25 protein-coding genes are annotated in these 23795 nt (G+C 42.4%); 16 read left to right on the top strand and 9 right to left on the bottom strand.

What is annotated here, in order from left to right; all coding sequences use genetic code 11:
* Positions 1 to 21 precede the first annotated feature (21 nt).
* From R7190_RS10730 to R7190_RS10670, 13 genes are all read left to right on the top strand, one after another.
* Entirely contained in the window at positions 22 to 702 is a 681-nt protein-coding gene (locus R7190_RS10730; protein WP_025503634.1) for a YjbF family lipoprotein, read from the top strand.
* Complete coding sequence (locus R7190_RS10725) at positions 699 to 1457, top strand: capsule biosynthesis GfcC family protein (protein WP_206946846.1); 759 nt, start codon at positions 699 to 701, stop codon at positions 1455 to 1457. Before R7190_RS10730 ends, R7190_RS10725 begins: the two co-directional genes overlap by 4 nt.
* A complete protein-coding gene (locus tag R7190_RS10720; protein WP_206946848.1) occupies positions 1454 to 3649 on the top strand; it encodes a YjbH domain-containing protein in 2196 nt (731 codons plus the stop codon). The genes R7190_RS10725 and R7190_RS10720 overlap by 4 nt, the downstream gene beginning before the upstream one ends.
* Before the next feature lie 145 nt (positions 3650 to 3794).
* Positions 3795 to 4736, top strand: coding sequence for an ADP-glyceromanno-heptose 6-epimerase (rfaD, locus tag R7190_RS10715; RefSeq protein ID WP_086046458.1), 942 nt, complete (start codon positions 3795 to 3797; stop codon positions 4734 to 4736).
* A 103-nt stretch (positions 4737 to 4839) separates the two neighbouring features.
* A complete protein-coding gene (locus tag R7190_RS10710; RefSeq protein ID WP_086046457.1) occupies positions 4840 to 5997 on the top strand; it encodes an O-antigen ligase family protein in 1158 nt (385 codons plus the stop codon).
* On the top strand, positions 5972 to 6709 hold the full coding sequence (locus R7190_RS10705) for a glycosyltransferase family 25 protein (protein WP_086046456.1): 738 nt from the start codon (positions 5972 to 5974) through the stop codon (positions 6707 to 6709). Before R7190_RS10710 ends, R7190_RS10705 begins: the two co-directional genes overlap by 26 nt.
* Before the next feature lie 213 nt (positions 6710 to 6922).
* Positions 6923 to 7909, top strand: coding sequence for a lauroyl-Kdo(2)-lipid IV(A) myristoyltransferase (gene lpxM / locus R7190_RS10700; RefSeq protein ID WP_206946851.1), 987 nt, complete (start codon positions 6923 to 6925; stop codon positions 7907 to 7909).
* Positions 7906 to 8628, top strand: a complete 723-nt coding sequence (locus tag R7190_RS10695; protein WP_053807624.1) for a glycosyltransferase family 25 protein — start codon at positions 7906 to 7908, stop codon at positions 8626 to 8628. Before lpxM ends, R7190_RS10695 begins: the two co-directional genes overlap by 4 nt.
* The gene (gene waaF, locus R7190_RS10690) at positions 8625 to 9680 is read left to right on the top strand and encodes a lipopolysaccharide heptosyltransferase II (RefSeq protein WP_064368919.1); all 1056 of its coding nucleotides are present in this window, start codon (positions 8625 to 8627) and stop codon (positions 9678 to 9680) included. Before R7190_RS10695 ends, waaF begins: the two co-directional genes overlap by 4 nt.
* Complete coding sequence (waaA, locus tag R7190_RS10685) at positions 9674 to 10948, top strand: lipid IV(A) 3-deoxy-D-manno-octulosonic acid transferase (RefSeq protein WP_206946853.1); 1275 nt, start codon at positions 9674 to 9676, stop codon at positions 10946 to 10948. Before waaF ends, waaA begins: the two co-directional genes overlap by 7 nt.
* Positions 10949 to 11051: 103 nt before the next feature.
* On the top strand, positions 11052 to 12662 hold the full coding sequence (locus R7190_RS10680; RefSeq protein ID WP_047009436.1) for an aldolase catalytic domain-containing protein: 1611 nt from the start codon (positions 11052 to 11054) through the stop codon (positions 12660 to 12662).
* A complete protein-coding gene (locus R7190_RS10675; RefSeq protein ID WP_054701124.1) occupies positions 12646 to 13281 on the top strand; it encodes an HAD family hydrolase in 636 nt (211 codons plus the stop codon). The genes R7190_RS10680 and R7190_RS10675 overlap by 17 nt, the downstream gene beginning before the upstream one ends.
* 2 nt (positions 13282 to 13283) lie before the next feature.
* Positions 13284 to 13964, top strand: coding sequence for a cytidylyltransferase domain-containing protein (locus tag R7190_RS10670; protein WP_017634976.1), 681 nt, complete (start codon positions 13284 to 13286; stop codon positions 13962 to 13964).
* A 48-nt stretch (positions 13965 to 14012) separates the two neighbouring features.
* On the opposite strand, the gene R7190_RS10665 is transcribed toward R7190_RS10670, so the two are convergent.
* From R7190_RS10665 to R7190_RS10625, 9 genes are all read right to left on the bottom strand, one after another.
* Complete coding sequence (locus R7190_RS10665) at positions 14013 to 14876, bottom strand: hypothetical protein (RefSeq protein WP_017820716.1); 864 nt, start codon at positions 14874 to 14876, stop codon at positions 14013 to 14015.
* Positions 14873 to 15805 carry a glycosyltransferase family 2 protein gene (locus R7190_RS10660; protein WP_017820715.1) on the bottom strand — a complete coding sequence of 311 codons (933 nt, stop codon included), beginning with the start codon at positions 15803 to 15805 and terminating at the stop codon, positions 14873 to 14875. The genes R7190_RS10665 and R7190_RS10660 overlap by 4 nt, the downstream gene beginning before the upstream one ends.
* Complete coding sequence (locus tag R7190_RS10655; protein ID WP_017634981.1) at positions 15805 to 16914, bottom strand: DegT/DnrJ/EryC1/StrS family aminotransferase; 1110 nt, start codon at positions 16912 to 16914, stop codon at positions 15805 to 15807. Before R7190_RS10655 ends, R7190_RS10660 begins: the two co-directional genes overlap by 1 nt.
* Positions 16914 to 17435 carry a GNAT family N-acetyltransferase gene (locus R7190_RS10650; protein WP_017634982.1) on the bottom strand — a complete coding sequence of 174 codons (522 nt, stop codon included), beginning with the start codon at positions 17433 to 17435 and terminating at the stop codon, positions 16914 to 16916. The genes R7190_RS10655 and R7190_RS10650 overlap by 1 nt, the downstream gene beginning before the upstream one ends.
* The gene (locus R7190_RS10645; protein WP_005489486.1) at positions 17422 to 17835 is read right to left on the bottom strand and encodes a sugar 3,4-ketoisomerase; all 414 of its coding nucleotides are present in this window, start codon (positions 17833 to 17835) and stop codon (positions 17422 to 17424) included. The genes R7190_RS10650 and R7190_RS10645 overlap by 14 nt, the downstream gene beginning before the upstream one ends.
* On the bottom strand, positions 17836 to 18702 hold the full coding sequence (rfbA, locus tag R7190_RS10640; RefSeq protein WP_025520720.1) for a glucose-1-phosphate thymidylyltransferase RfbA: 867 nt from the start codon (positions 18700 to 18702) through the stop codon (positions 17836 to 17838). It abuts the gene before it with no gap.
* The gene (gene rfbB, locus R7190_RS10635) at positions 18702 to 19766 is read right to left on the bottom strand and encodes a dTDP-glucose 4,6-dehydratase (RefSeq protein ID WP_054701133.1); all 1065 of its coding nucleotides are present in this window, start codon (positions 19764 to 19766) and stop codon (positions 18702 to 18704) included. The genes rfbA and rfbB overlap by 1 nt, the downstream gene beginning before the upstream one ends.
* A gap of 144 nt (positions 19767 to 19910) precedes the next feature.
* Positions 19911 to 20621, bottom strand: coding sequence for a 3-deoxy-D-manno-octulosonic acid kinase (locus tag R7190_RS10630; protein WP_005379425.1), 711 nt, complete (start codon positions 20619 to 20621; stop codon positions 19911 to 19913).
* A gap of 11 nt (positions 20622 to 20632) precedes the next feature.
* Entirely contained in the window at positions 20633 to 21040 is a 408-nt protein-coding gene (locus tag R7190_RS10625) for a diacylglycerol kinase (protein WP_005395798.1), read from the bottom strand.
* Between the two features lie 107 nt (positions 21041 to 21147).
* Here R7190_RS10625 and R7190_RS10620 point away from each other — a divergent pair, with 107 nt between their 5' ends.
* From R7190_RS10620 to R7190_RS10610, 3 genes are read left to right on the top strand one after another with little or no spacing between them, the layout of a single operon-like run.
* Entirely contained in the window at positions 21148 to 22203 is a 1056-nt protein-coding gene (locus R7190_RS10620) for a glycosyltransferase family 9 protein (RefSeq protein WP_206946855.1), read from the top strand.
* 35 nt (positions 22204 to 22238) lie between these two features.
* Positions 22239 to 23006 carry a glycosyltransferase family 2 protein gene (locus R7190_RS10615; RefSeq protein ID WP_005395793.1) on the top strand — a complete coding sequence of 256 codons (768 nt, stop codon included), beginning with the start codon at positions 22239 to 22241 and terminating at the stop codon, positions 23004 to 23006.
* Positions 23003 to 23791: a glycosyltransferase family 2 protein gene (locus R7190_RS10610; protein WP_053808663.1), complete on the top strand. Its 789-nt coding sequence runs from the start codon at positions 23003 to 23005 to the stop codon at positions 23789 to 23791. The genes R7190_RS10615 and R7190_RS10610 overlap by 4 nt, the downstream gene beginning before the upstream one ends.
* The last annotated feature ends 4 nt before the right edge of the window (positions 23792 to 23795 follow it).

Raw genomic sequence — 23795 nt, 5'->3', positions numbered from 1 at the left:
TTTTATTTGCAAGAGGGAACAATGAATATCTTCAAAGCGTCTAAATGGATACGCCCACTTCTCACTCTTCCGTTATTCTTCATAATTCAGGGTTGTACACAAAAGTTCAATGATGTTTCAGCAACCGTCCAAGAAGCATACGGTAACTACATCGATGTAGAGATGTCCTCAGACGAAATAAACGCAGTTCCTTATGCCAGTGCCTATTTGAGACTGGGGAATCAAAAACAGGTCTTTGTTGTTTTAGCTTTTGCAGAGCAAAATCCTCTCAATGGAAAAATACAACTGAAATGGGTAAGTGCTGACAAAGCTATGATCGTTACGGAGAATGGGCATATCGTCAAAACGATAGGTCTACAGAATGGGGACTTAGCGGGTGTTTATGGTGATGTGCCAGATTTTTCCTCTGATTCAGCCTCTGTTAACTACGCACTCTCATACGACTGGGCAACACAATATCGTTATGGCTTTCCAGCAAGAGTGACTCGTTCTTACTCAGGTCAAGAAACGTTGACGACACCAATGTCTAGCGCTACGACCAATGTATATAAAGAAACTGTTGAGTTTAGTAGTCTTTCCCACGGTATCGAAAATATTTATTGGGTTGATGAACTAGGTCAGGTTGTTAAAACCTTACAATATTTAGGACCTAACATGATCCCGGTTGAGTTGACCATTTTAAAGGGGTATAGCAAATCATGAGCAAGCAACTAATCACATTATTATGTTTGGTCATGCCACTTTTGAGCTCATATAGTTTAGCTCAAACAGAAACCTCTACAACACAGTCATTAAATGTTGAGTTGCTTCAGGTGGGTAAACAGCTACAATTCCAAGGACCTGCTCGTTTAGAAAGTGTGCTAGCACTCGCTTCAGAACACAACGTCTCACTACAATACCCTCTTGGTACGACTTTGTTTGATAAATCGGATCGTGCTGAGAAAACGTCTACCGCTTTAAAGAACTCGGTACTCAATCAAATGATCCAGCACAATTTGGTTGCACATCCATTCTACAAATTCATTAAGAAGCAAAGCTTTGCGCCACGAGCACTCTCTGCAATTGATGTTGATAAAATTCGACTAAATAAATTCGATAATCCTCTTTTGCACGGTACCTACGCTCTAGCGACTCCTCTACGCGAAGAGAAAGTGTATTACTTAGGAAACCTAAATAATGTGTATTCCGTTAAGGATCAGGCAGGCATCCCTTTACAAAGACAAATAGAGAACTTGGAAAGTAACATTGATACATTATCAAAGGCGCCAGTGTTGATTTACCCAGATGGACACGTAGTTAAGCCGCATCATGGAGCTTGGTTGACAACACAATATTACTTACCACCTCTGACATTGGTATATGTCCCGTTTGGTGATTTTGAACACTCCGAAATGGATCAAGATATTGTCCGCCTACTCACTCAACTGATACCAAACTCCACAAAGAGACCGCAATGATGCCAATTAGAAAAAGCTTAACCCTTTCTTTAATGGGCCCAGCATTGGTTTGGGCTCAAGACATGCCGTTTGAAGCTCCCTCTTTACAACCTTCCCAATCTGATTTTGGTGGTGTTGGTTTAATGCAGATGCCAACAGGACGTATGGCACCAGAAGGTGAGTTCAACTTTTCTGTCACTGGTAGTGATGAATACCTTTTTTATAATGCAACATTACAAGTTATGCCTTGGTTGGAGACGACTATTCGTTACACGAGAGTAGCATCAATACCCTACGATCCAACTTTTCCTAATGTTGATAATGAGTACACCGATAAAGGTATAGACTTCAAAGTTCGATTGCTAAAAGAGTCTCAGTATATTCCTGAGGTCTCTCTCGGTGTCCGAGACTTTGCTGGAACAGGACTATTTGATGGTGAATTCATCGCAGCAACAAAACGTTGGTCCAATAGCAATATTGGAACATTCGATTTTACACTGGGGATAGGTTGGGGGTATTTAGGAACTAGAAATAACATATCTAATCCAACATGTAAGCTTTCTGAGAGTTTCTGCGAACGCCCTTCAGACACACTTGCCAGTGGAGGCACCACGAACCTAGATCGTGCTTTTAAAGGCTCAGCAGCTTTGTTCGGTGGGATAGAATATCAAACTCTACATTCCCCTCTTCGTTTGAAATTAGAATATGATAGCAACGACTATAGCGAAGACTTTCCAGCTGTAATGGCTGGTGTAGACATGTCCCCGCACACACCGTGGAACTTTGGAGTGCTCTACCGCCTAGGAATGGCCGATTTTCGTTTAAGCTATGAACGTGGAGACACGTTGGTCGCGGGCTTAACGCTAAACACTAATTTCAATGATATGCCATCATTCTGGCGAGACACACCAACCCCTGAAGTGAAAGATAACCAGCCTGAAGAACTATCTGATGTTGACTGGGAACGTGTAACAGAAGATTTAGACAAAATTGCTGGTTACCAAAACACGCGTATTTATGTTGATGACAGTACAGTAACTGTCGTTGGTGAGCAGAAGAAATATCGTGATCGTACAGAGGCACACGAAAAAGCGGCGGCTGTACTTCACAATGAAATGCCTGACGATATTGATATCTATGCGATCAATGAACGTAACCGAGGCTTAATCAGTGAGCAAACTATTATTTCTAAAGAGAAATATCGCGACTTTGCTCAAGTCAATTATATCAACCCGAAAATAGAAGATACCACCTCCATAGCTACTACTAAGCCAACAGGAGAGTCTGTCTATGATGGATTTGAGCGCTTTGATTGGGGCTTTGCACCAAAGTTAGTTCAAACACTGGGAAGCGCAGAAGACTTTTATTTGTTTAGTATTGGCTTGAGTGGCAGTGCTTCTTATTGGTTAGCTGACAACCTAGAGATCGGTGGCTCACTGTACTGGGATTGGTATAACAACTACGATAAGTTTATCTATGTAACTCCACCTGATGGCACTACCGTTCCTCGTGTTCGCACCATGTTCCGAGCTTACCAAAATGAACATGCTGTAACCATGTCAAACCTACAATTGACTTGGTTCCAAGAGTATTCCAATACCATGGATCAGCAATTCTACGCGGGTTATCTGGAGAGCATGTTTGCTGGAGTCGGTACCGAGTTTCTTTACCGACCACAAGGAGCTAACTGGGCGATTGGCGCTGACGTCAACGTAATTTCTCAACGTGATCCACAAAGTTACTTCGGTGTTTACGATGAGAAATGGCAAAACGTGCCAGTATATGGACGTCCGTTCCAAGTTATTGATAAAGGCTTCACTGGTTTTGTATCTGGTTACTACTACCCTCAATGGGAATTCCTACAAGATTTGATGATCCAAGTCGATGTTGGTCAGTTCCTAGCTGGCGATGTGGGTACTCAAGTCAACGTATCTAAGCAGTTCAAGAGCGGTGTGATTGCCGGTGCCTTTGCTTCATTCACAGACTTATCAGCAGAAGAGTTTGGCGAAGGTAGTTTCACAAAGGGATTCTACTTGTCGATTCCGTTTGACATCATGACGGTGAAACCTAGTAATAATCGCGCAAACTTTAGTTGGCAGCCTCTTACTCGTGACGGAGGGCAGAAGCTCGGCCGTAAATACAGCTTAATTGAGTTAACCGACGAACGAAACCCTTGGTACCAAAGGCCTAATCGTTCGGATGTGGAACAATAAAGTAATCAAGGGAGCTGCGGCTCCCTTTTTCATATCTAGATACTGAGTCATAGAAGACTCAAACCTATCTTCCTGCTTCCAATAGCGCTACTTTTCGTTTCTTGCTAGAATTCCTGAGAAAATTTTAATCTATGGTGGAAGTTCTATGATCATCGTAACTGGTGGCGCTGGCATGATCGGCAGCAACATTGTTAAAGCACTAAACGAAGCTGGTATTAACGATATCCTGGTTGTCGACAACCTAAAAAATGGCAAAAAGTTTAAGAACTTAGTTGATCTGGACATCACAGATTACATGGATCGTGACGACTTTCTGACCCAAATTATGGCGGGCGATGATTTTGGTCCGATTGAGGCAATTTTCCACGAAGGTGCTTGCTCTGCAACGACTGAGTGGGATGGTAAGTACATGATGCTAAACAACTACGAGTACTCTAAAGAGCTGCTTCATTACTGTTTAGATCGCGAGATTCCATTCCTATACGCTTCTTCAGCAGCCACTTACGGCGATACCGATACTTTCGTTGAAGAACGCGAATACGAAGGAGCACTGAATGTATACGGTTACTCGAAACAGCAGTTTGATAACTACGTTCGTCGCCTATGGCAAGACGCTGAAGAACATGGTGAGACCCTTTCTCAAATCACCGGCTTCCGCTACTTCAACGTATATGGCCCACGTGAAGACCACAAAGGTAGCATGGCATCAGTTGCGTTCCACCTAAACAACCAACTTAACGCAGGTGAAAATCCTAAATTGTTCGCGGGCAGCGAATCATTCAAACGCGACTTCGTTTACGTTGGTGATGTCTGTAAAGTAAACCTGTGGTTCTTAGAAAACGGCGTATCAGGCATTTTTAACTGTGGTACTGGCCGTGCTGAATCTTTTGAAGAGGTAGCAAAAGCAGTTATCAAGCATCATGGCAAAGGCCAAATTGAAACCATCCCATTCCCTGAGCACCTAAAAGGCGCTTACCAAGAATTCACACAAGCGGATCTGACCAAACTGCGCACCGCAGGCTGTGATGTTGAATTCAAGACAGTTGCAGAAGGCGTTGCCGAATACTTAACCATTCAAAACCATTAAACAATTCGTTTGATCCTCTCAAAGCTACGGCTTTGACTAGTTATACAATAAAACTCTTATAATCAAAGGGAGCGTAATACGCTCCCTTATCAGTGGTTTATTAATGAACAACGCACTTCGCGCCATCGCTACGCTTCCATTATTGTTTACATTCACAGCCACATTCTGGTACTCGGATGCGACAAAAGATATCGTCTTCATTACGTTAGCTTCGATTGCTTGCTATCAGCTGATTTATTACAGGTCACACAGCCGCTTAGAGCTTCACTGGGACTGGATAAGTAAGGCCTTAGTCGTAATATCTACTTACTATGTGTTTAGTAAAACTTATCATGGTTTTAGCTCAAGCACGTTGAGAGTGGTGCTATCCATTACTCTGTGTTCCATTTTCCTTCCAAGGCTCAGACTGTCGAAAAACATGTTGGCGTGCTTTATCGCACTATCTGCCACATCGGCTTGCACCTACTATGTATTGCTCGGCAGTGAAGGCATCTGGCACTTAAATCGGATTAACTTTGCGACCTATGCCGCTGCTGTTGCCGTGCTCAGTCTGTTTTTAATCGCGCAAAAACAGCGGCACTTAATGCTTATCGGTACCGTCTCTTTTATTCTGGTCAGCTTTCCGTTTATTGGCGCCTCTTCTCGCGGACCATTGCTCGCTTTTACGCTTACAATGGGAGTCTTGACCTTACAAACTCTGCTTGAGAAAAATCGCATAAACGCTGTAATCATTATGATTCTCAGTGTTGGTGTGCTAGCTCCTCAAATACTTAATAACTCATTTCTCAGTCACAAGTTGGTTCAAGTCAAGGAATACAAAGAGAGTCAATCAAATAAAGACTACAATATTCACTCTCGCCTGGAACTCTGGAAGGCAGGGCTATCGTTTATACCATCAGCGCCATTGCTAGGGCATGGTTACAACGACAAACCTTTACTTGAGGAACGTTTTGAAAACTACGGTGGGTTAGATCTTACTATCCTGTACCACTACCATAATCAACTCATCTCTACGTGGGTACGCGACGGGTTCATTGGCACAATGATTATCATACTTTTGCTACTCAAACCCGTAACGTATTACCTCCGGCACTCCTGGCCCAATACCGATGCGATGCTGTTGGTGTGCTGCATCTACGCCGTATCTGGTTTAACGGATACACCGTTGAGCAATGCCAGTACGTTAAGTTTCTATTTGTATTTCTTCATTTTATATTTTTCAAAAGAGCGTTGTAATGAAAGTATTCGTCTTAAGCCTTAAACAATCCACCGATCGTAGAAAGCGCGTTGAGGAGACATTAGGTTTAACTGATATTGAATTTGAGTTCTTTGACGCTTTAACCCCCCAAGAGTTATCGCACGAACAAAGACAAAGGTTAAATCCAGAAAAAACACGCAACTTAAAAGGTTATGAACTAACAGAAGGTGAAATTGCCTGCTTTTTTAGTCATATGGCCATATGGCAATGGAGTGCTCAGCACGGGCAAGATGTATTAGTTCTGGAAGATAATGTGGATATACACCCCAAGTTTACATTCCTAGTTGCCGACTTAAAGCAAGTCTACTCACAATGCACGAAGCCAAGAACCATCATCAAACTCTCAGCCTCTAAACAAGGGGTTCGCTTTAAGAAAACACATGAGCTCAATGACAGCTTTACTTTGGGCAACTATGTTAAGCCAACAACAGGTGCAATGGGGTATCTGATGAGCTCAGAAACCGCTCAAAGCCTTGTAGAGCACGCAAATGAAATCATCGTACCAGTGGATGATTACATGGAAAAGGTATGGATTCATCGTACTAACATCGTTAGTGTTTATCCTAACGTGGTTTCCCGAGCCGTGATCCCATCGACAATAGGTCACGTTAGAAAGAGCAAAACCTCATTAACGCTTCTTGATAAGATTAATATTGAGACATTTCGCCTGTATGAACAAATTAGACTTAAGGCATACCTATTGGCAAATCGCTAAACAATATGCCAAAGTAACAGCAATTCAAGGCTTCGTACACCTTTAGAAACTGAGGATAAAGTGAAAGCTCTCAGAGACGTGATTTAACATACGCTCCTAAGAGCACATAGGACGGGCACTCACGACAATAGTAATGACTAATGATTGTGAACATTTAGTGATTTAAAATTAAACTGTGCACTGTTGAAAATAACATAGGCTGTAACTACCCTAATGACTTCTGAGCGTAACGACTTCGACCCTAAAGCATATAACCCTGAGTTTAAGCGCCACTTTCTGTCGCCTAAGTACTGGGGCACGTGGTTAGGTGTTATCTTATTTTTACCTTTATCATTAATGCCACTGGGTTTACAAAAGTGGTTGGCGAAAACCATAGCCAAAAAACTGTCGAAATCCCACAAGGGGCCAGCTCACCGAGCGAGGGTTAACTTTGAGCTGTGTTTTCCAGAAAAGTCGTTCCAAGAACGTGAAGCTTTGATAGAAAAAACACTCTACACAGCGGCCATGTTCTTTTTTCGCTTCGGGTTACTAAGTTTACGCTCACCAAAGTGGCTTCAGAACCGTTGCCAAATTCGCGGCCTAGACATTTTACGACAGCACATTGATAACAACGAAAATGTGATTTTAATGGTTCCCCACTCTTGGGCAATTGATGTGCCTGCTATCTTGCTCGCTTCAATGGGAATGCCAGTTTCTGCAATGGCGAAGAAACAAAAGAATGATGTTGCTGACTGGCTAATGCACAAGCAAAGAGTCCAATACGGTGGCCGTGTTTATGAACGCTCAGGTGGCATTAAGCCTTTCCTGAAATCCATTCGAGATGGCTATGTAGGGTATTACCTACCCGATCAAGATCACGGCCCAGAGCATAGTGTGTTTGTGGATTTTTTTGCAACACGTAAAGCAACGCTACCTGGTTTAGGCAAAATTGCGAAACTATCACGCTCAAAAGTACTGCCTCTATTTGCGTCGATGAACACTGAAGATGGTACGTTTGATATTGAGATTTTACCAGAGTTTGAGCTGGATAAAGGCGAAGAGCAAGACGCTCGTACCTGTAATGAAGCCATTGAATATTTTGTCGGTGATAAACCCGAACAATATATGTGGGTACTACAGTTGCTGCACTCTCAAGAAGACGGCAATAACTATTACAATTTGTTTAAACCAAGATATAACAGCGACTGGAAAGTGCAGTGAAAGTATTTGTCGTAAGCTTGGCTCGATCGCTAGATCGCCGAGAACGTATTGAAGAAAAGTTAAAACAACAAGGCATTACGTTTGAATTTTTTGATGCAGTAGATGGCTCTGTTGACCGTTTTCTTCATTCAGAAAAAAGTCGTCCTACCATTACTCTACGCCGCAAAGGGTATCAATTAAAAACCAGTGAAGTCGCCTGTTTTGCAAGCCATTACGAGTTGTGGGTTCGCTGTGTTGAGCTTGATGAACCGATCGTCATCTTAGAAGACAACGTCGACCCCGTAGAAGGGCTGAAGCAAGTACTCGAACATACCCTTCCATTGACTTCTAATTATGACTACATCAAGTTGTCTGCCACTCAGAAGCGTGTATTCACCCCAATCGTACCTATTGATGATAATCATATGCTAGGGGGATACTCAGCAGGCACTTGTGGTACCACCGCTTATATCGTCACACCTAAAGCAGCCTCAAAGTTTGTTATGCACGCTCAAGAGTTTATTGAACCAGTCGATGACTACATGGAAAAACCATGGAGACATGGTGTTCAAGTTTACAGCGTGTCTCCAGATCTCTTTACTAGAGCAGAGATTGCTTCGACGATTGGTGGTAAAAGAAAAGATAAATCCAAAATGACTCTTGCGAATAAAATATACGCTGAACTTTTTAGAACTTATGAGTCAATTTTGAAATTCCTATACTGGAAAAACAAAGCATGAAGATTTTAGTCATTGGCCCTGCATGGGTCGGCGATATGGTAATGTCGCAATCGTTATATATCGTATTAAAGCAACGCCATCCAGATAGCCAAATTGACGTTATCGCTCCAGGATGGTGTAAACCGATTCTTGATCGTATGCCAGAAATCCACCAAGCGATTGAAATGCCTATCGGTCATGGTGAGTTTAACTTATTAGGCCGCAGGGAAATTGGTAAATCATTACGTGAAAAGCAATATGACCACGCCTATATCTTGCCTAAATCAGCGAAATCAGCACTGATCCCATGGTTTGCCAACATTCCTCTTCGTACTGGCTGGAAAGGAGAAATGCGCTATGGTTTATTGAATGACTTACGCCCTAACATGAAGTCTTTTCAGTACATGGTAGAGCGCTATGTAGCGTTAGCTTATCCAAAAGCAGAAATGGTGGATTCTAACTCTCTTGGCGGGCTTGAAACTTTACCTCGCCCACGCCTTGCAATCAACGAAGCAGAGCAACAAGCCACGCTCAAAAAGTTCAACTTAACGCAAGACCAACCAATTATTGGACTGTGCCCAGGAGCAGAGTTTGGTCCTGCCAAAAAATGGCCCGAAACACACTACGCTGAAGTTGCGACGCAAATGGCTCGTTCTGGGCATCAAATCTGGTTGTTTGGTTCTCAAAAGGACTTAGAGACTTGTAACAATATTCGCGCACTTGTTCCGACGCAATTCCATGAGGATATTCACGTTCTAGCAGGCCAAACCAGCTTAATTGAAGCGGTCGACTTACTTGCTGCATGTAAGACTGTTGTCGCGAATGACTCAGGCTTAATGCATGTGGCAGCTGCGGTTGGTTGTAATGTTGTTGCCGTGTATGGCTCAACTTCACCGAAGTACACCCCCCCACTCGCAGAAAAAGTGGAGATTGTTCATACCGATATTGATTGTCGCCCTTGTTTCCAGCGTGAATGTCAATACAAACACCTTAAGTGTTTGACAGAACTTTCGCCTAAGCAAGTGCTAGATAGTATCCAAAAACTTGACGCCATTACGATAAGCTCATGTTAGTTCGTATTGTTTATACCTTACTACTCGCCCTAGCGTCACCGCTGCTTTTATTTGGTTTGTACAAGAGCAAACCAAATAAGCCTCAGTTTGGCTCTCGCTGGAAAGAGCACTTTGGCATAACTCCCAAGCTAAAAAGCAACGACAAACCTATTTGGATACATGCCGTATCTGTTGGTGAAAGCATAGCAGCAACACCTTTAATTAAAGCCCTTAAGGAACAAAACCCCGAACAATCTATTCTAGTTACTACAACAACAAGTACCGGAGCTGAACAGATTGCTAAGTTGGGTGATTTAATTGAACACCGCTATATGCCAATTGACTTTGGTTTTGCTATCAAAGGTTTTCTTAAAGCAGTGCAACCAAAACAGATGTTGATCATTGAGACTGAGCTGTGGCCAAACACGCTTCACAATGTTCACAAAGCGGGTATCCCTATAACTGTCGTGAATGCGCGCCTATCTGAAAAGTCGTGTCAGAACTACGCCAAAATACAGCGGCTTTTTAACCAGCTTCATCCATGCCTAACTCAAGTACTCTGCCAAACGGATTCAGATGCAGAGCGCTTCGAACGCTTAGGCGTTGAGAAAAAGAAACTATCCGTTACTGGCTCGATTAAGTTCGATATTCAAATATCAGAGCAAGTGAAACAGCAAGGACAGCAGCTTCGAGCCCAACTTGGAAACGATCGTCCGATTTGGATTGCAGCTAGCACCCACAAAGGCGAAGACGAGCAGGTATTAGATGCGCATAGACAAGTTTTAAAATCTCATCCAAATGCTTTACTTATTTTGGTTCCTCGACATCCAGAACGATTTGATGATGTATTCACGCTTTGCCAACAGCAAGGCTTTAGCACTGTGCGTCGTACTTCAACGCATGCAGTAGAGACAAATACTCAAGTCTATCTCGGCGATACAATGGGTGAGATGCTAACGTTGATAGGCGCAGCGGACATCTGCTTTATGGGTGGAAGCCTAATTGGAGATAAGGTTGGTGGGCACAATGTGCTAGAGCCTGCCATGTTAGAAAAAGTCATAATCACTGGCCCTAGCTATTTCAACTTTAAGGAGATTGTTGAAAACTTACTAGCTGTGGATGGTATCTTAATTGTGCCAGACTCAACGACCCTTGCCCTAAGGACTACAGAGATCATTTCTCAACAAGATAAATATTTACTCCGAGCTTTGCATGCTAATAAATGGGCCTCATCCAATCAAGGCGCTCTAAACCGAACAATGAGCTTACTCCCCCAAAGTGATAAGTAATAACTTAATAATTAGTTTGATAAATACCTCACTTTTACTATTAAGCTTGTATGTTTTACTGTACTAAGCACTTTACCTGTTTAACTTAAAAAGAATATCCATTATGCAAAAAATTTTAGACTGTACTCTTCGCGATGGTGGCTACTATAACCACTGGGACTTTTCACCAGAAGTCGTTGACGCTTACCTCACAGCAGTTGCAAAAGCTAAAATTGATTATGTTGAGTTAGGGCTTCGTAACTATCCTAAGTCTGTTTACAGTGGTCCATTTGCTTATACGACTGAAGAGTTTCTAAACACGCTACACCTACCGAAAGGTCCGACATACGGCGTAATGGTTGACGCAAAAACTTTGCTAGATGCGGGTAAACCTGTTGTCGCTGCCATCAATGATCTTTTTGTACCAGCACAAGAAAGTAAAGTTGATCTCGTTCGTATCGCGGCACATTTCAATGAAGCAGAGCAGTGTGAAAGCATGATTAAAGCTTTCAAAGAAATGGGATATATCGTTGGTTTAAATCTGATGCAAGCGGGCGGAAAACCATCCGAGGTTATAGCGGAAAAAGTACAGGCGGTAGCAAAAGCAAACCCTGACGTCATCTATTTTGCTGACTCTCTCGGTAATATGGATAGTGCAGAAGTCACTCGCATTGCCGAAATTGTAAAGCAAAACTGGGATGGCGACATTGGCATCCACACCCATAACAACATGGGTCAAGCAATGTCTAATACGATGACAGCTCGTTCGAATGGTGTTACATGGTTGGATGTAACCGTTACCGGAATGGGACGAGGCGCTGGGAACGCCCAGACCGAAAACCTGCTCGCTGAACTTGATGGACTAGATAAATACTTGCCAACAGCAATATATGAACTAGTTATTCGCCATTTTGAGCCAATGCAAAGAAGATACGGTTGGGGCTCAAGCCTTCTATATTACTTGGGAGCCAAAAACGATATTCACCCAACTTATATTCAGAATATGCTTTCTAATCCTAATTACGGAACAGAAGAAATTGTTGGTGCTATCGAGCATTTAAAAAAGCTAGAAGGTACGACAAGCTATAATGGTGATGTCTTAGAAGAAGCGCTTACTGTAGGGAAAATAAGCCAACCAACTGAAAGCCAATCAGACCTATCAGGGATCTTTTCAGGAAAAGAAATTTTACTGGTCACTAATACGCCTAATGCTGCAACACATAGAGTCGCGATCGAGACATACATTAAGACTCGAAAGCCTATCGTAATTGGCATCAATACAAAGCATGAGATTAACACTGAGCTTTTCGATTACTTTGCTGTATCTCATAACTCTAAATACTTGTCAGAAAGCAGCCATTACTCAGAGGTAGCCAAACCCGTATTTTTGCCAAAGAACCGCTTTGACGAAGACGAGCTAAGTAAATTTAGTAATATTTCTATGATTGATTACAGTAGCACCATAGAGAAGGATACTCTCACCGCCCATAAAAACTACTGTACACTACCGTATGATAATACCGCTGCATATGCGTTATGTATCGCTTTTATAGGTCAAGCGCAGAAGATATCTCTCGTTGGTTTTGATGGTTATGATGTGACTGACCGACGCCAAATGGAAATGAATGAGATCTTTAGCATGGTTAGTCAGCAGTTTGGAAGTACATCAATTCAAGCGTTAACCCCAACCACTTATCCAGTAAAAGCAGGGTCTATTTATGCACCCGCTATTTAATGGCTATGATACTGTTATTTTTGACTGCGATGGCGTGATCCTAGACTCAAATAACCTCAAAATTGATGCCATGCGTAATGCTTTACGCATGGCCCAAGTATCAGAGCTCGAAATAGATAAGTGTTGCACTTATTTTAAAGCTAATTTTGGCAAATCGCGTTTTCATCATGTGAGTTACTTTGTTGAACATTTCATCACAAATGCAGATGAAGCATTGTACGAACGTATACTAAACTGCTACTCAAAGCAGTGTGAAGAGCTATACATGGAAGCTCAACTGACGCCTAATTTTATTGCAGCAATTACAGATTGCCCAGCCAAACTCTATGTAGCGAGTGGATCTGCTCAAGACGAATTACGAGAAGTATTTGTTAAAAGAGAGCTGGCGCAATATTTTACGTTAATTCTAGGATCACCTACCGCGAAAGCAGATAACGTTGCAACCATCCTAAAGGAGTCTTCAGGCGCGGCTCTAATGATCGGTGACGCATTATCAGACTTTCACGCAGCCAAAGAGAATAATATTGATTTTCTTGGCTATCTTCCTTTTTCAAATGTAAAAGAAGAGCTTGAAAGCTTATCAAAAAGTGAAGGTTTCAATATTCTAAGGAGTTGGTAAGCATGAGTGTCCATGTTTTTCTACCATGCCGGAAAGGCAGTGAACGTATCCCAAACAAAAATACCAAAGACTTTGCAGGTGTAAAAGGTGGGTTATTAAAAATCAAACTGGATCAGTTAATCAATATAACTGACCTAGATTCGATAGTCGTATCTTCAAACGATGACTTTGTACTGGATTTTGCTTCAACATATAAAGATTCTCGCATACGAATAGATGAACGCCCAGAGCACCTAGGGGCAAGTTCAACAAGCACTGATGATCTTATTAGATATGTTCCTTCGATTATTACTACGGGTCACGTACTTTGGACTCATGTAACCTCACCATTCTTAGACGAGTCAGGTTATAGCGCTATTATCAAACAGTATAATCAAGCACTCACGGAAGGTTATGATTCATTAATGACGGTCAAAGAACTACGTGGGTTTATTTGGAATAAAGATAAGCCAATTAGCTACGATCGTAATATAGAAAAATGGCCTAGAACTCAGACAATTGAACCTCTTTATGAAATCGATAGCTCAGTCTTTTTAAATAGTGTAGAAAACTACAAAAAGCTAAATGATCGAATTGGACTAAAGCCTTCGATGTACATACAGGATGCAGAGAGCTCAATTGATATAGATTGGCCAGAGGACTTTACTTTCGCTGAATCTATGTGGTTACAGAAAAATAAATGATCATCGGTAAATAGACATTACAATTGTAGCGTCTATTTACCTGTCATTTCATCGTCTAGGATAAGCATCGATCATAGAGAAACTAGACCTATTCACGATTTTTACCCCTTTGAGATCGGCCCATTTATTTAACAGTTGATGTGCATAAAACGTCAAGAAAGTTAATCGCATCAAGTCCGTCATATTAAAAGGTTTGACCTTTTGAGGATTTTCTAGGAGCGGCAACTTCTCTTCTTTTCCATAGAAATGCTTGTAGACCATATAAAGCTGGTTGCTCTCTTGATCAACATGGACATCATTATGGAAGCTCATATCCGCTCCAAATATTTCCACTGAATCATATTCACATAGAATTGCTACATACACAGCAAAGATAAGCACATTGACAGCTGGAGGTGCGACGATACCAGAAGATAGTGCCATTGGGCCATATTTAATATTAGTTACATTACTAGGAATTGCTCGCAGCACTTTTATCGCTATGTTGCTGTTTTTGATATTGCCTTGAATGAACTCTCTGTCAGCAAAGTCAGGAATAATCAATTGCATTTCCCAAGACACAAGTTCATTTAGATCTTTAAACAATTTATCTCTTTTTTCCACCAGAGAGCTATGGGTGGTTTCATCCCAGAAATAGCTATCAATTAAAATATATTTATTAGGTTTCAACGCCGTAAAATGCTCAGACTCTGAGAAATGATTAACAGCAATCACATCACTATCTGTACCAATACTATTAATATCTGACTTTAAGGATGGTCCATTACCTAAAACCGTACATTTCTCATGTGTACGATAAAAGTCTTTAGGTGAATCAGTGCTTTTATCGCTTCGCTTTTTGAATGAACGGAAAGTTGAAGAAAAATGCCTCTTCATACTTATCGATTGCTTTATATTTTTAATTTTATTCATCTTAACCTACGCAAAACTTTTAAAACCGTTCGATAATCCAGCGTTTTAACAAAATAACAAATCGCTTCGCTGTACAAAGCAGACTTTGATTGTGAAAGTGATGCCATAAACTCAGCGGTACACATACGCTTTTTAATCGCACTCACAACTTTAGTGGCGTTTTTACTCTCTGCATCTCGCAAGTTCATTTTAAGATCTTGCAGTTCACGCTGAGCATTAATTACTGTGTTGTCATACCTTTCTTCACGTGTTTCTTTTGCGAACGTTGATATGCCACCCAATCGATATTGGATCCATTTTTTGTTTTCATGATGAATACCATTTAACAAAAAGGCTCGAAGGACATTGATGCGATCTTCATTGATGATGTCTTTGTTGTAAGGAGCAAACTCGTTCAGTACATCAGAGGTAAAAGCGGCGCAACAACCATCTACTGCACACTTTCTATTAATAATATTTTCGAGTGTGTACGGCTTTTTATTTTGCTTAATCGATTCGAATGACTCAATAACATCGCCTTGCTCAGAAATTTTGTCGTAACCACCAATAATTAAGCTTGGTTTGCCATTTTTCAACCAGGCTTCATAAGTTTCCTCAACTCGGCTCGGCATCGCTATATCATCGCCAGCTTGTACAATAATAAGCTTATTTTGGTATTGCCCCCGCAAGGAGTTGATTTGGCTAACTAAACCAACATTTTGCTTATTGTGGCGATATTCAATATTTAATCCTTTAGGCGCAAACTCTAAAAGCGATAGAATTATTTTATGACTATCATCAGGTGAACAGTCATCCAAGATCAATAATTGGCTTGGCCACACGGTCTGGTTCAATGCCGCTGGCAATGTTTTCTCAAGATAACGAGATTGTTTATAACAAAAGAAGACATAAACCACGTCTTCTAATACTTGCACATGCTCTTGTGTCATTACTCAACCTTAAAAGAGTTGATTGCATCGACTACTTCTTGACTCTCGTCTTCACTCAAGTAGGACGACATTGGCAATGACAGCACCTCATTTTGTAACTGCTCAGTCAACGCTAATGACAGATGACCAAACTCTTTATAAGCCTGCTGTTTATGCGGCGCTATCGGGTAATGTACTTGTGTTTGAATACCATGCTCTGATAAATGCTTAACCAATGCATCTCGGTGTGAAGTTCGCACCACAAACAAATGCCATACATGTGCCTCAGGCTCTGTCACTTCCGGCAAGATAATATTCGGGTTGTTGATTTCGCGTAAGTAAAATGCCGCCAGCTCCTGACGCGCTTTCGTCTGCGCTGGAAGGTAGTTCAGTTTCACTGACAACATCGCCGACTGAATTTCATCCAAACGACTGTTCAATCCTTGATAAAGATTCTGGTATTTAACATGTGAACCGTAGTTTCGAAGGGCACGCAAGGTTTCGGCAAGCTCTTCATCGTTGGTCGTAATAGCGCCACCATCACCCAATGCACCTAGGTTTTTACCCGGATAGAAGCTAAAGCCTGAGGCGTCACCCCATGCTCCAGACTTCTTACCATCAAGTGTCGCACCATGAGACTGGGCGCTGTCTTCCAACACGAGAAGATTGTGTTTTGTTGCCAACGCCATAATCGCTGGCATATCGGCCAACTGGCCGTACAGGTGCACCGGCAAAATGACTTTCGTCTTTTCTGTAATCGCCGCTTCAATCGCTTCAGGACTGATATTGTGCGTCTGCTCATCCGGCTCCACAAACACCGGAACCAAGTCCGCTTCGGTGACCGCCAATACCGATGCGATATAGGTATTACCCGGTACGATAACTTCATCACCTTTGTTGATTTTTCCTAGCTCTCGCCAAGCCTTTAACGTCAGTGTTAAAGCATCTAAGCCATTCGCAACGCCTATACAGTGTTTAACACCACAGTAGTCAGCAAATGCTTGTTCAAACTGTTCCGTTTCCTTGCCAAGGATATACCAGCCAGATTCAATCACGCGTGCACAGGCTTGTTTCAATTCGTCTTCGTACTCGGCATTTAAGCGCTTTAGCTCTAAAAAATTAACGTTCATTATCTACCTAGGATTTTTTCACACTTCAATTTCATTGGCTCAATATCTGACGGGTATATTTCATAAAGATAATCCAAGTCTGTATCGCCAACGAGTCGAGCACCGAACTTTTCATGGAATTTATTTACCGCATGGTTATCTTTGCGAACATCGAAGTGGCATTTTTTAAAACCCAACACATCAAAGCCAAATTGATAAACTAAAAGAGCACTTTCGAGGGCTGCGTAACGTGTTTTTTCATGATTCAGGATCCAACTTCCCCAACAAAAAGAAACACCTTTAAAGTCGTAAAGTCTAACTGTTCCGCATTTGGTTCCATCTAGCCTCTCTATAATGAAGTAAAACTGCTTCTTTTGTTGCTCGTCCTCTTTATACGCTCTTATCCATAATCTTTGTGCTTCAACACTCGTATCGCATTTGGACAAGTGTGTATTGTATTTTTCATCACCTCGAAGCTGAGTTATAAACTCTGCATCATCTTCTTGAACAAGGCGAAGTTGTATTGTCTTACTTTTCAGCATGTTTGTTTACCACATTCAAAAATTCAGCATAATCGCGTATGTAATCGGCTTCATCATATAATTCACTAGCGACAACCATTAGCACACAATCTTCAGAAAAGTCGTGCATCTCACGCCATTTTAAGCCTTTGATATGCAGTCCTACATCGGGAGAGGAAAGCGTCACTTTCTCTTTTGTGGTGCCATCATCAATAACGAAAGTCACGCTACCTTTCATGCAGATAGCGACTTGCTCTAAGTCGTAGTGTGCATGAAAGCCCCTAGCTAAACCGCTTTGTGTATCAAAAATGTAGTAAATACGTTTGATATCAAACGGAATGTTTTTGTGTTGCTCTAACGAGATTAGTGAACCTCGCTCATCACCCATTTTCTGAAAAGATATTAGCGGTATATTTGACATTTATTCTTCCAATAACTCTAGAAGATAGCGGCCATAATCGTTTTTAGATAAGGCTTTTCCTGCAGCTTGAATATGATCTCGTGTTAACCACCCTCGGCGATAAGCAATCTCTTCTAAGCAAGCCACTTTATAACCTTGTCGTTTCTCGATCGTTTCGACAAAGTGAGCAGCTTCAAGCAAGCTGCCATGTGTCCCCGTGTCTAACCACGCAAAGCCGCGCCCTAGCACGTCAACCGTCAACTTCCCTTGCTCTAAGTAAGCTTGGTTAATACTCGTAATTTCTAACTCGCCACGATGAGACGGTTGAATAGTTTTGGCAATGTCCACGACGCGGTTATCGTAGAAATACAGTCCGGTCACAGCGTAATTGGATTTTGGCTTGAATGGCTTCTCTTCAATCGATAGCGCTCGCATCTCTTCATCAAATTCCACCACACCAAAGCGCTCAGGATCTTTCACTTTATAGCCAAAGACCGTCGCACCTTCCGTTAAAGCAGCGGCTTGCTGCAACTTCGGAGTGAACCCTTGTCCATAAAAGATGTTGTCACCCAACACCAAACATACTGAGTCATCGCCAATGAATTCTTCACCGATGATGAAGGCTTGAGCTAAGCCATCTGGACTTGGTTGAATCGCGTATTGCAACTCAATGCCAAACTCTGAGCCATCACCTAATAGACGCTGAAAACCCTCCTGGTCTTCTGGCGTGGTGATGATCAAGATTTCACGAATGCCCGCAAGCATGAGTACTGACAACGGGTAGTAAATCATTGGTTTGTCATAAACCGGCAGTAACTGCTTAGAAACACCGCGTGTAATAGGGTAAAGGCGAGTGCCCGAGCCACCTGCTAAAATAATGCCTTTCATTATTCGCCCGCTCCTAATCGCTCTAAACTGTATGAACCATCAAGCACGCGTTGCCACCATTGCGGATTATTGAGGTACCATTCCACGGTTTTACGAATGCCGCTTTCAAAGGTTTCTTCTGGCGTCCAGCCAAGCTCTTGAGCGATCTTGGTGGCATCAATTGCGTAACGCACATCATGACCTGGGCGATCTTTCACATACGTGATCAAAGATTCATAAGACTCAACACCTGCAGGTTTGTCTGGTCGTAACTCTTCAAGTAATGCACAAATGGTTTTCACTACTTCGATGTTAGCTTTTTCGTTATGACCACCGATGTTGTAGGTTTCACCGACTTCACCTTCGTTGACCACTTTGTAAAGCGCGCGAGCATGGTCTTCCACAAACAGCCAATCTCGGATCTGCATACCATCGCCATATACAGGCAACGGCTTGCCATCGAGGGCATTTAAAATCATCAGAGGGATCAACTTCTCTGGGAAGTGGTACGGGCCATAGTTGTTGGAGCAATTAGTGATAAGTGTTGGTAAGCCATAAGTCCGTTGCCAAGCGCGAACCAGGTGATCGCTCGAAGCTTTAGATGCAGAATATGGGCTGCTCGGCGCGTATGAGGTGGTTTCGGTGAACAAATCATCCGTTCCCTCTAGATCGCCATACACTTCATCCGTAGAAATATGATGAAAACGGAATGCCGATTGGCGCGCTTCATCTAAGCCCGACCAATATTGACGGGCCGCTTCAAGCAAATGGTAAGTGCCCATCACGTTGGTCTCAATAAAAGCAGCAGGACCATCAATAGAGCGATCGACATGAGACTCGGCGGCCAAATGCATCACCCTATCGGGTTGATGCTCTGAAAACACGCGATCTAGTTCAGCTCGGTCACAGATATCTACTTGCTCAAAGTAGTAACGTTCACTCTCTGAGACATCAACCAGTGATTCTAGATTCCCTGCGTAGGTCAGTTTATCTAAATTGATGACGGTATCTTGGGTGTCACGAATGATATGTCGGACAACAGCTGACCCAATGAAGCCTGCTCCACCGGTTACTAATATTTTCATTACAAATGTTACCTACGTTAATTTTTGTGCCATCAGATACACATGAATACTTTATGATTATTGTAGTTTATAGACTCACTCGAGCATCGTGAGACTCAAGAAGGCTTACTTAGAGCAATCAATATAAAATGATAAAAAACTCAATTAAGATTGAGAAGCATAACCGTCCTGAAAATGTTCAAAATCGGACTCTTGCCAAATAATCTGTCGCTTTAAACGCTCTTTATTAAATGAACGCAGAAGTCTATTTAGATTTTGATGCTTCCAGTCACCAGAAGTTTCAAAACGACACTTATCAAAATCGATAATCCATACCTTATCTTTGTCGTCGATCAAGATATTGTGGATATTCAAATCGGTATGGTTAACGCCAACCTGATGCATCTTGGCAATTTCTTGCCCTATTTTCTGATACATTTCTACCGATAAAGACTGTTCTTGCAAGATACTAACCAGATCTCTGGCGTTTGGGATTCGCTCACTTAATAAATCAGCTTGATAGAAGAGTCCTGACTTTACGGCTCTTGCTGCAATAGGACGAGGAACGTGTACCCCAGCCTCAATTAGCGCCAACAAAAGCTGAAACTCTTGCGCACAACGGGTGTTATCCCAGCCAGAGAACCAATAATGATCGTTAACTAACTTCCCAAACAAACCGCCACGACGGTAATGACGTAGTGCCGCTTGCATGTTCTCTAGTTGGATAAACCATGTCGTGCCTCGCCCCGTCGCACTGCCAACCACCTTGTCGGAGGACTGCCAGTATTCCGCATCAAATATCGGTTGGCTAGGGTCTGTAATGATCTCGTCATCAAACCAGATCACTTGGTTGTTGTTTTTATACTGTTGAGTCATACGCTCACCCTCTAGCCTAAATACCGGCTGGCTAATATATACAACCAAGTAAATGCAGCAAACGCCAAAGCAACCATAACGGCAGCAGAGCCTATATCTTTAGCTCGACCACTGAGTTCATGCCGTTCAATACCGATACGATCCACTACCGCCTCAATCGCTGAGTTTACAAGCTCTACAATCAAGACTAATACCACGACCCCGATCATTAAGATACGCTCAACCATGCCGACATCCACTAGCCAAGCCAAAATCACAGCAATACTCAAAAGAGCCAACTCTTGTCGAATGGCAGCTTCATGCTTAAAAGCCGCTTTTAATCCTTGGATCGAATAACCCGTCGCTTTAACGATGCGCTTTAGCCCGGTGTTACCCGGCTTGCCAGATTCTTGCGATTGATGTGGTGTTGTCTTTGACATTGCAGAACACTTATCAGTACTTAGCTATATTCGAGCCGTGTATTTTACATTTATTGGGGATGTCTGCATAATTTACCTGCCTCTATTCATCGAATCAGACAATAATTATGTTCACTTCTGCCCCATCGTCATTATGCATCTTGCGTTTGTCCGCTATTGGAGACGTTTGCAATACCATCGCCACCGTTCAAGCTATTCAGAAACACTGGCCTTCGACCCAGATTACTTGGATAACGGGTAAACTTGAAGCCCAGTTATTAGCCGCCATTGATGGCGTAGAAGTGATTGTTTTTGATAAAAAAGCAGGACTCGATGGCTACAAATCGCTTTGGCGACAGCTGAAAGGCAGAGAGTTTGATGCGCTATTGCATATGCAGTACGCGATTCGAGCGAGTGTCGCGACGTTGGGCATTAAAGCAAAATACAAACTTGGTTTCTCTTCTGATAGAAGCCAAGATTTTCAGATGCTATTTACCAATGTCAAAGTGCCTTCCCCGCAATCTCTGCATGTCGCAGATGGCTTAATGGCCTTTGCCCATCAAATTGGAGTACCAAAGGCAGAACTGGACTGGGTACTTTCTTATTCAGATCACGACCAAGCTTGGGCAGAGTCTCATATTTCTCGTAATAAACCTAACCTGCTGATTGTGCCTGGTGCGAGCAAAGCTTATAAAAACTGGAACGCGGAAGGTTATGTGGATGTGATTCATCACGCCAGAGCTAAAGGCTGGAACGTGATTCTGGCAGGTAGCCCAGCTCAAGTTGAACTGGATTTGGCTGAAGCCATTCAATCTCGCTTGGAAGAACCGTGTCTAAATTTAGTTGGACAAAGTTCAATTCTGCAAATGCTTGCGTTAATAGATAAGGTTGAAATGGTCATCGCCCCCGATACCGGACCAGCACACATGGCAAATGCCATGAAAACGCCAATCATCGGGCTCTATGCACACCATAATCCGCTGCGAGTGGGACCTTACCGCTACCTAAAATACGTTGTCTCGGTTTATGAAGAAACGATCTTTGCGGAAACAGGCAAAAACAGTCACGAGTTAAGCTGGCGAACTCGCGCTAAAGATGAAACGGCAATGAACCGCATTACTAACACTCAAGTAATGAGCATGTTCGATCAAGTCTTAGAAGATTTGTATCCTCAATACCAGTAAACTTACTGTCTTGATTTGTTAAGAAGGAAATGACCTTGTCCAAACCAACCTTAGCCGTTGCCTTAATTGTAAAAAATGAAGAGAAGCACTTACAAGCTTGTCTAGACACAGTAAAAGATTGGGTCGATGAGATTGTCCTTCTAGATTCGGGCAGCACTGATCGTACCGAAGAAATCGCCCGACAATACACAGATAAGTTTTACACCAACCTAGATTGGCCAGGATTCGGTAAACAGCGCCAACTTGCGCAGCAATACGTTACGGCAGACTACGTTTTATGGCTTGATGCAGACGAACAAGTCACTCCAGAGCTAAAAGAAAGTATCTTACACGCAGTATCAGCCAATAAGCCGAACGTTTTATACAAGCTTAACCGACTAAGCTCAGCGTTTGGTAAGTTCATCTACCACTCTGGTTGGTCTCCAGACTGGATTGTGCGCTTATATCGCACCGAATATACGCAATATAATGATTCGCTCGTTCATGAAAAAGTTGATGAGAAAAACTATCAAACTGAAAAACTGGATGGTCGACTGCATCACTACACTTACGAGCACCTTCATCATTACATCAATAAAACCACTGGCTACCTCAAGGCCTGGACGGATGAACGTGAAGGTAAAAAGAAAGCGGGTTTAACGACCGCTATCGTTCACGCTCTTGCTAGCTTTTTGAAGATGTATGTGCTCAAACGAGGCTTCCTTGATGGTAAGCATGGCTTCATTCTAGCTTGGCTAAGCATGCACTCTACTTTTGTAAAATATATCGACCTCTACTTACGTGAACAGGCAAAAAAATCATGAAAACGACTTTAATTATCACCACTTACAACTGGAAAGAAGCATTAAAAGCGGTGTTAGAAAGCGTGAAACGTCAAACCGTTTTGCCTGATGAAGTCATCGTTGCAGATGACGGTTCTCGAGACGATACCAAAGCAATGATCGACCAACTGCGTGACGGCTTTCCCGTACCACTTATTCATAGCTGGCACGAAGATAATGGCTTTCAACTTTCAATGAGCCGCAACCGTGCTATCGCAAAAGCATCAGGTGACTACCTCATCATGATTGATGGCGACATGGTATTGTCTCAAACGTTTATTGAATCACATAAGCAAGTCGCAAAGCCAAATTGGTTTGTGCAGGGTGGACGTGTGTTAACGGATGAAAACTGCAGCAAGGCCATCATGGAAAACGGCTTAGTACCTTCTATCTTCAGCAAAGGCATTCGCAATCGTAAAAACTGCATCACCAACGCTTTGCTATCGAAATGGTTCTCTTACGAGCGCAATAACGATAAAGCCACTCGCGGTTGCAACATGGCGTTTTGGCGACAAGATGTCATCGAGGTGAATGGCTTCAACCAAGATTTTGTTGGATGGGGACGCGAAGACAGCGAGTTTGTTCATCGCATGTTGAATGCGGGTAAGTCACGTCTTTACCTAAAATTCGCAGGTGTAGGCTACCACTTGTACCACGTAGAAAACTCTCGTGCGTCACTCGGACAAAATGACGAGATTTTAGAGAACACCATTAAAAACAAGCTTAAACGCTGTGAGAATGGTGTTGATCAATTTCTAGAAGCTTAAGATT

This window comes from Vibrio sp. 1078-1 (genome assembly GCF_033340475.1).
The sequence above is the reverse complement of the archived record's forward strand: the minus strand, read 5'-3'. Positions and strand labels throughout refer to the sequence as shown.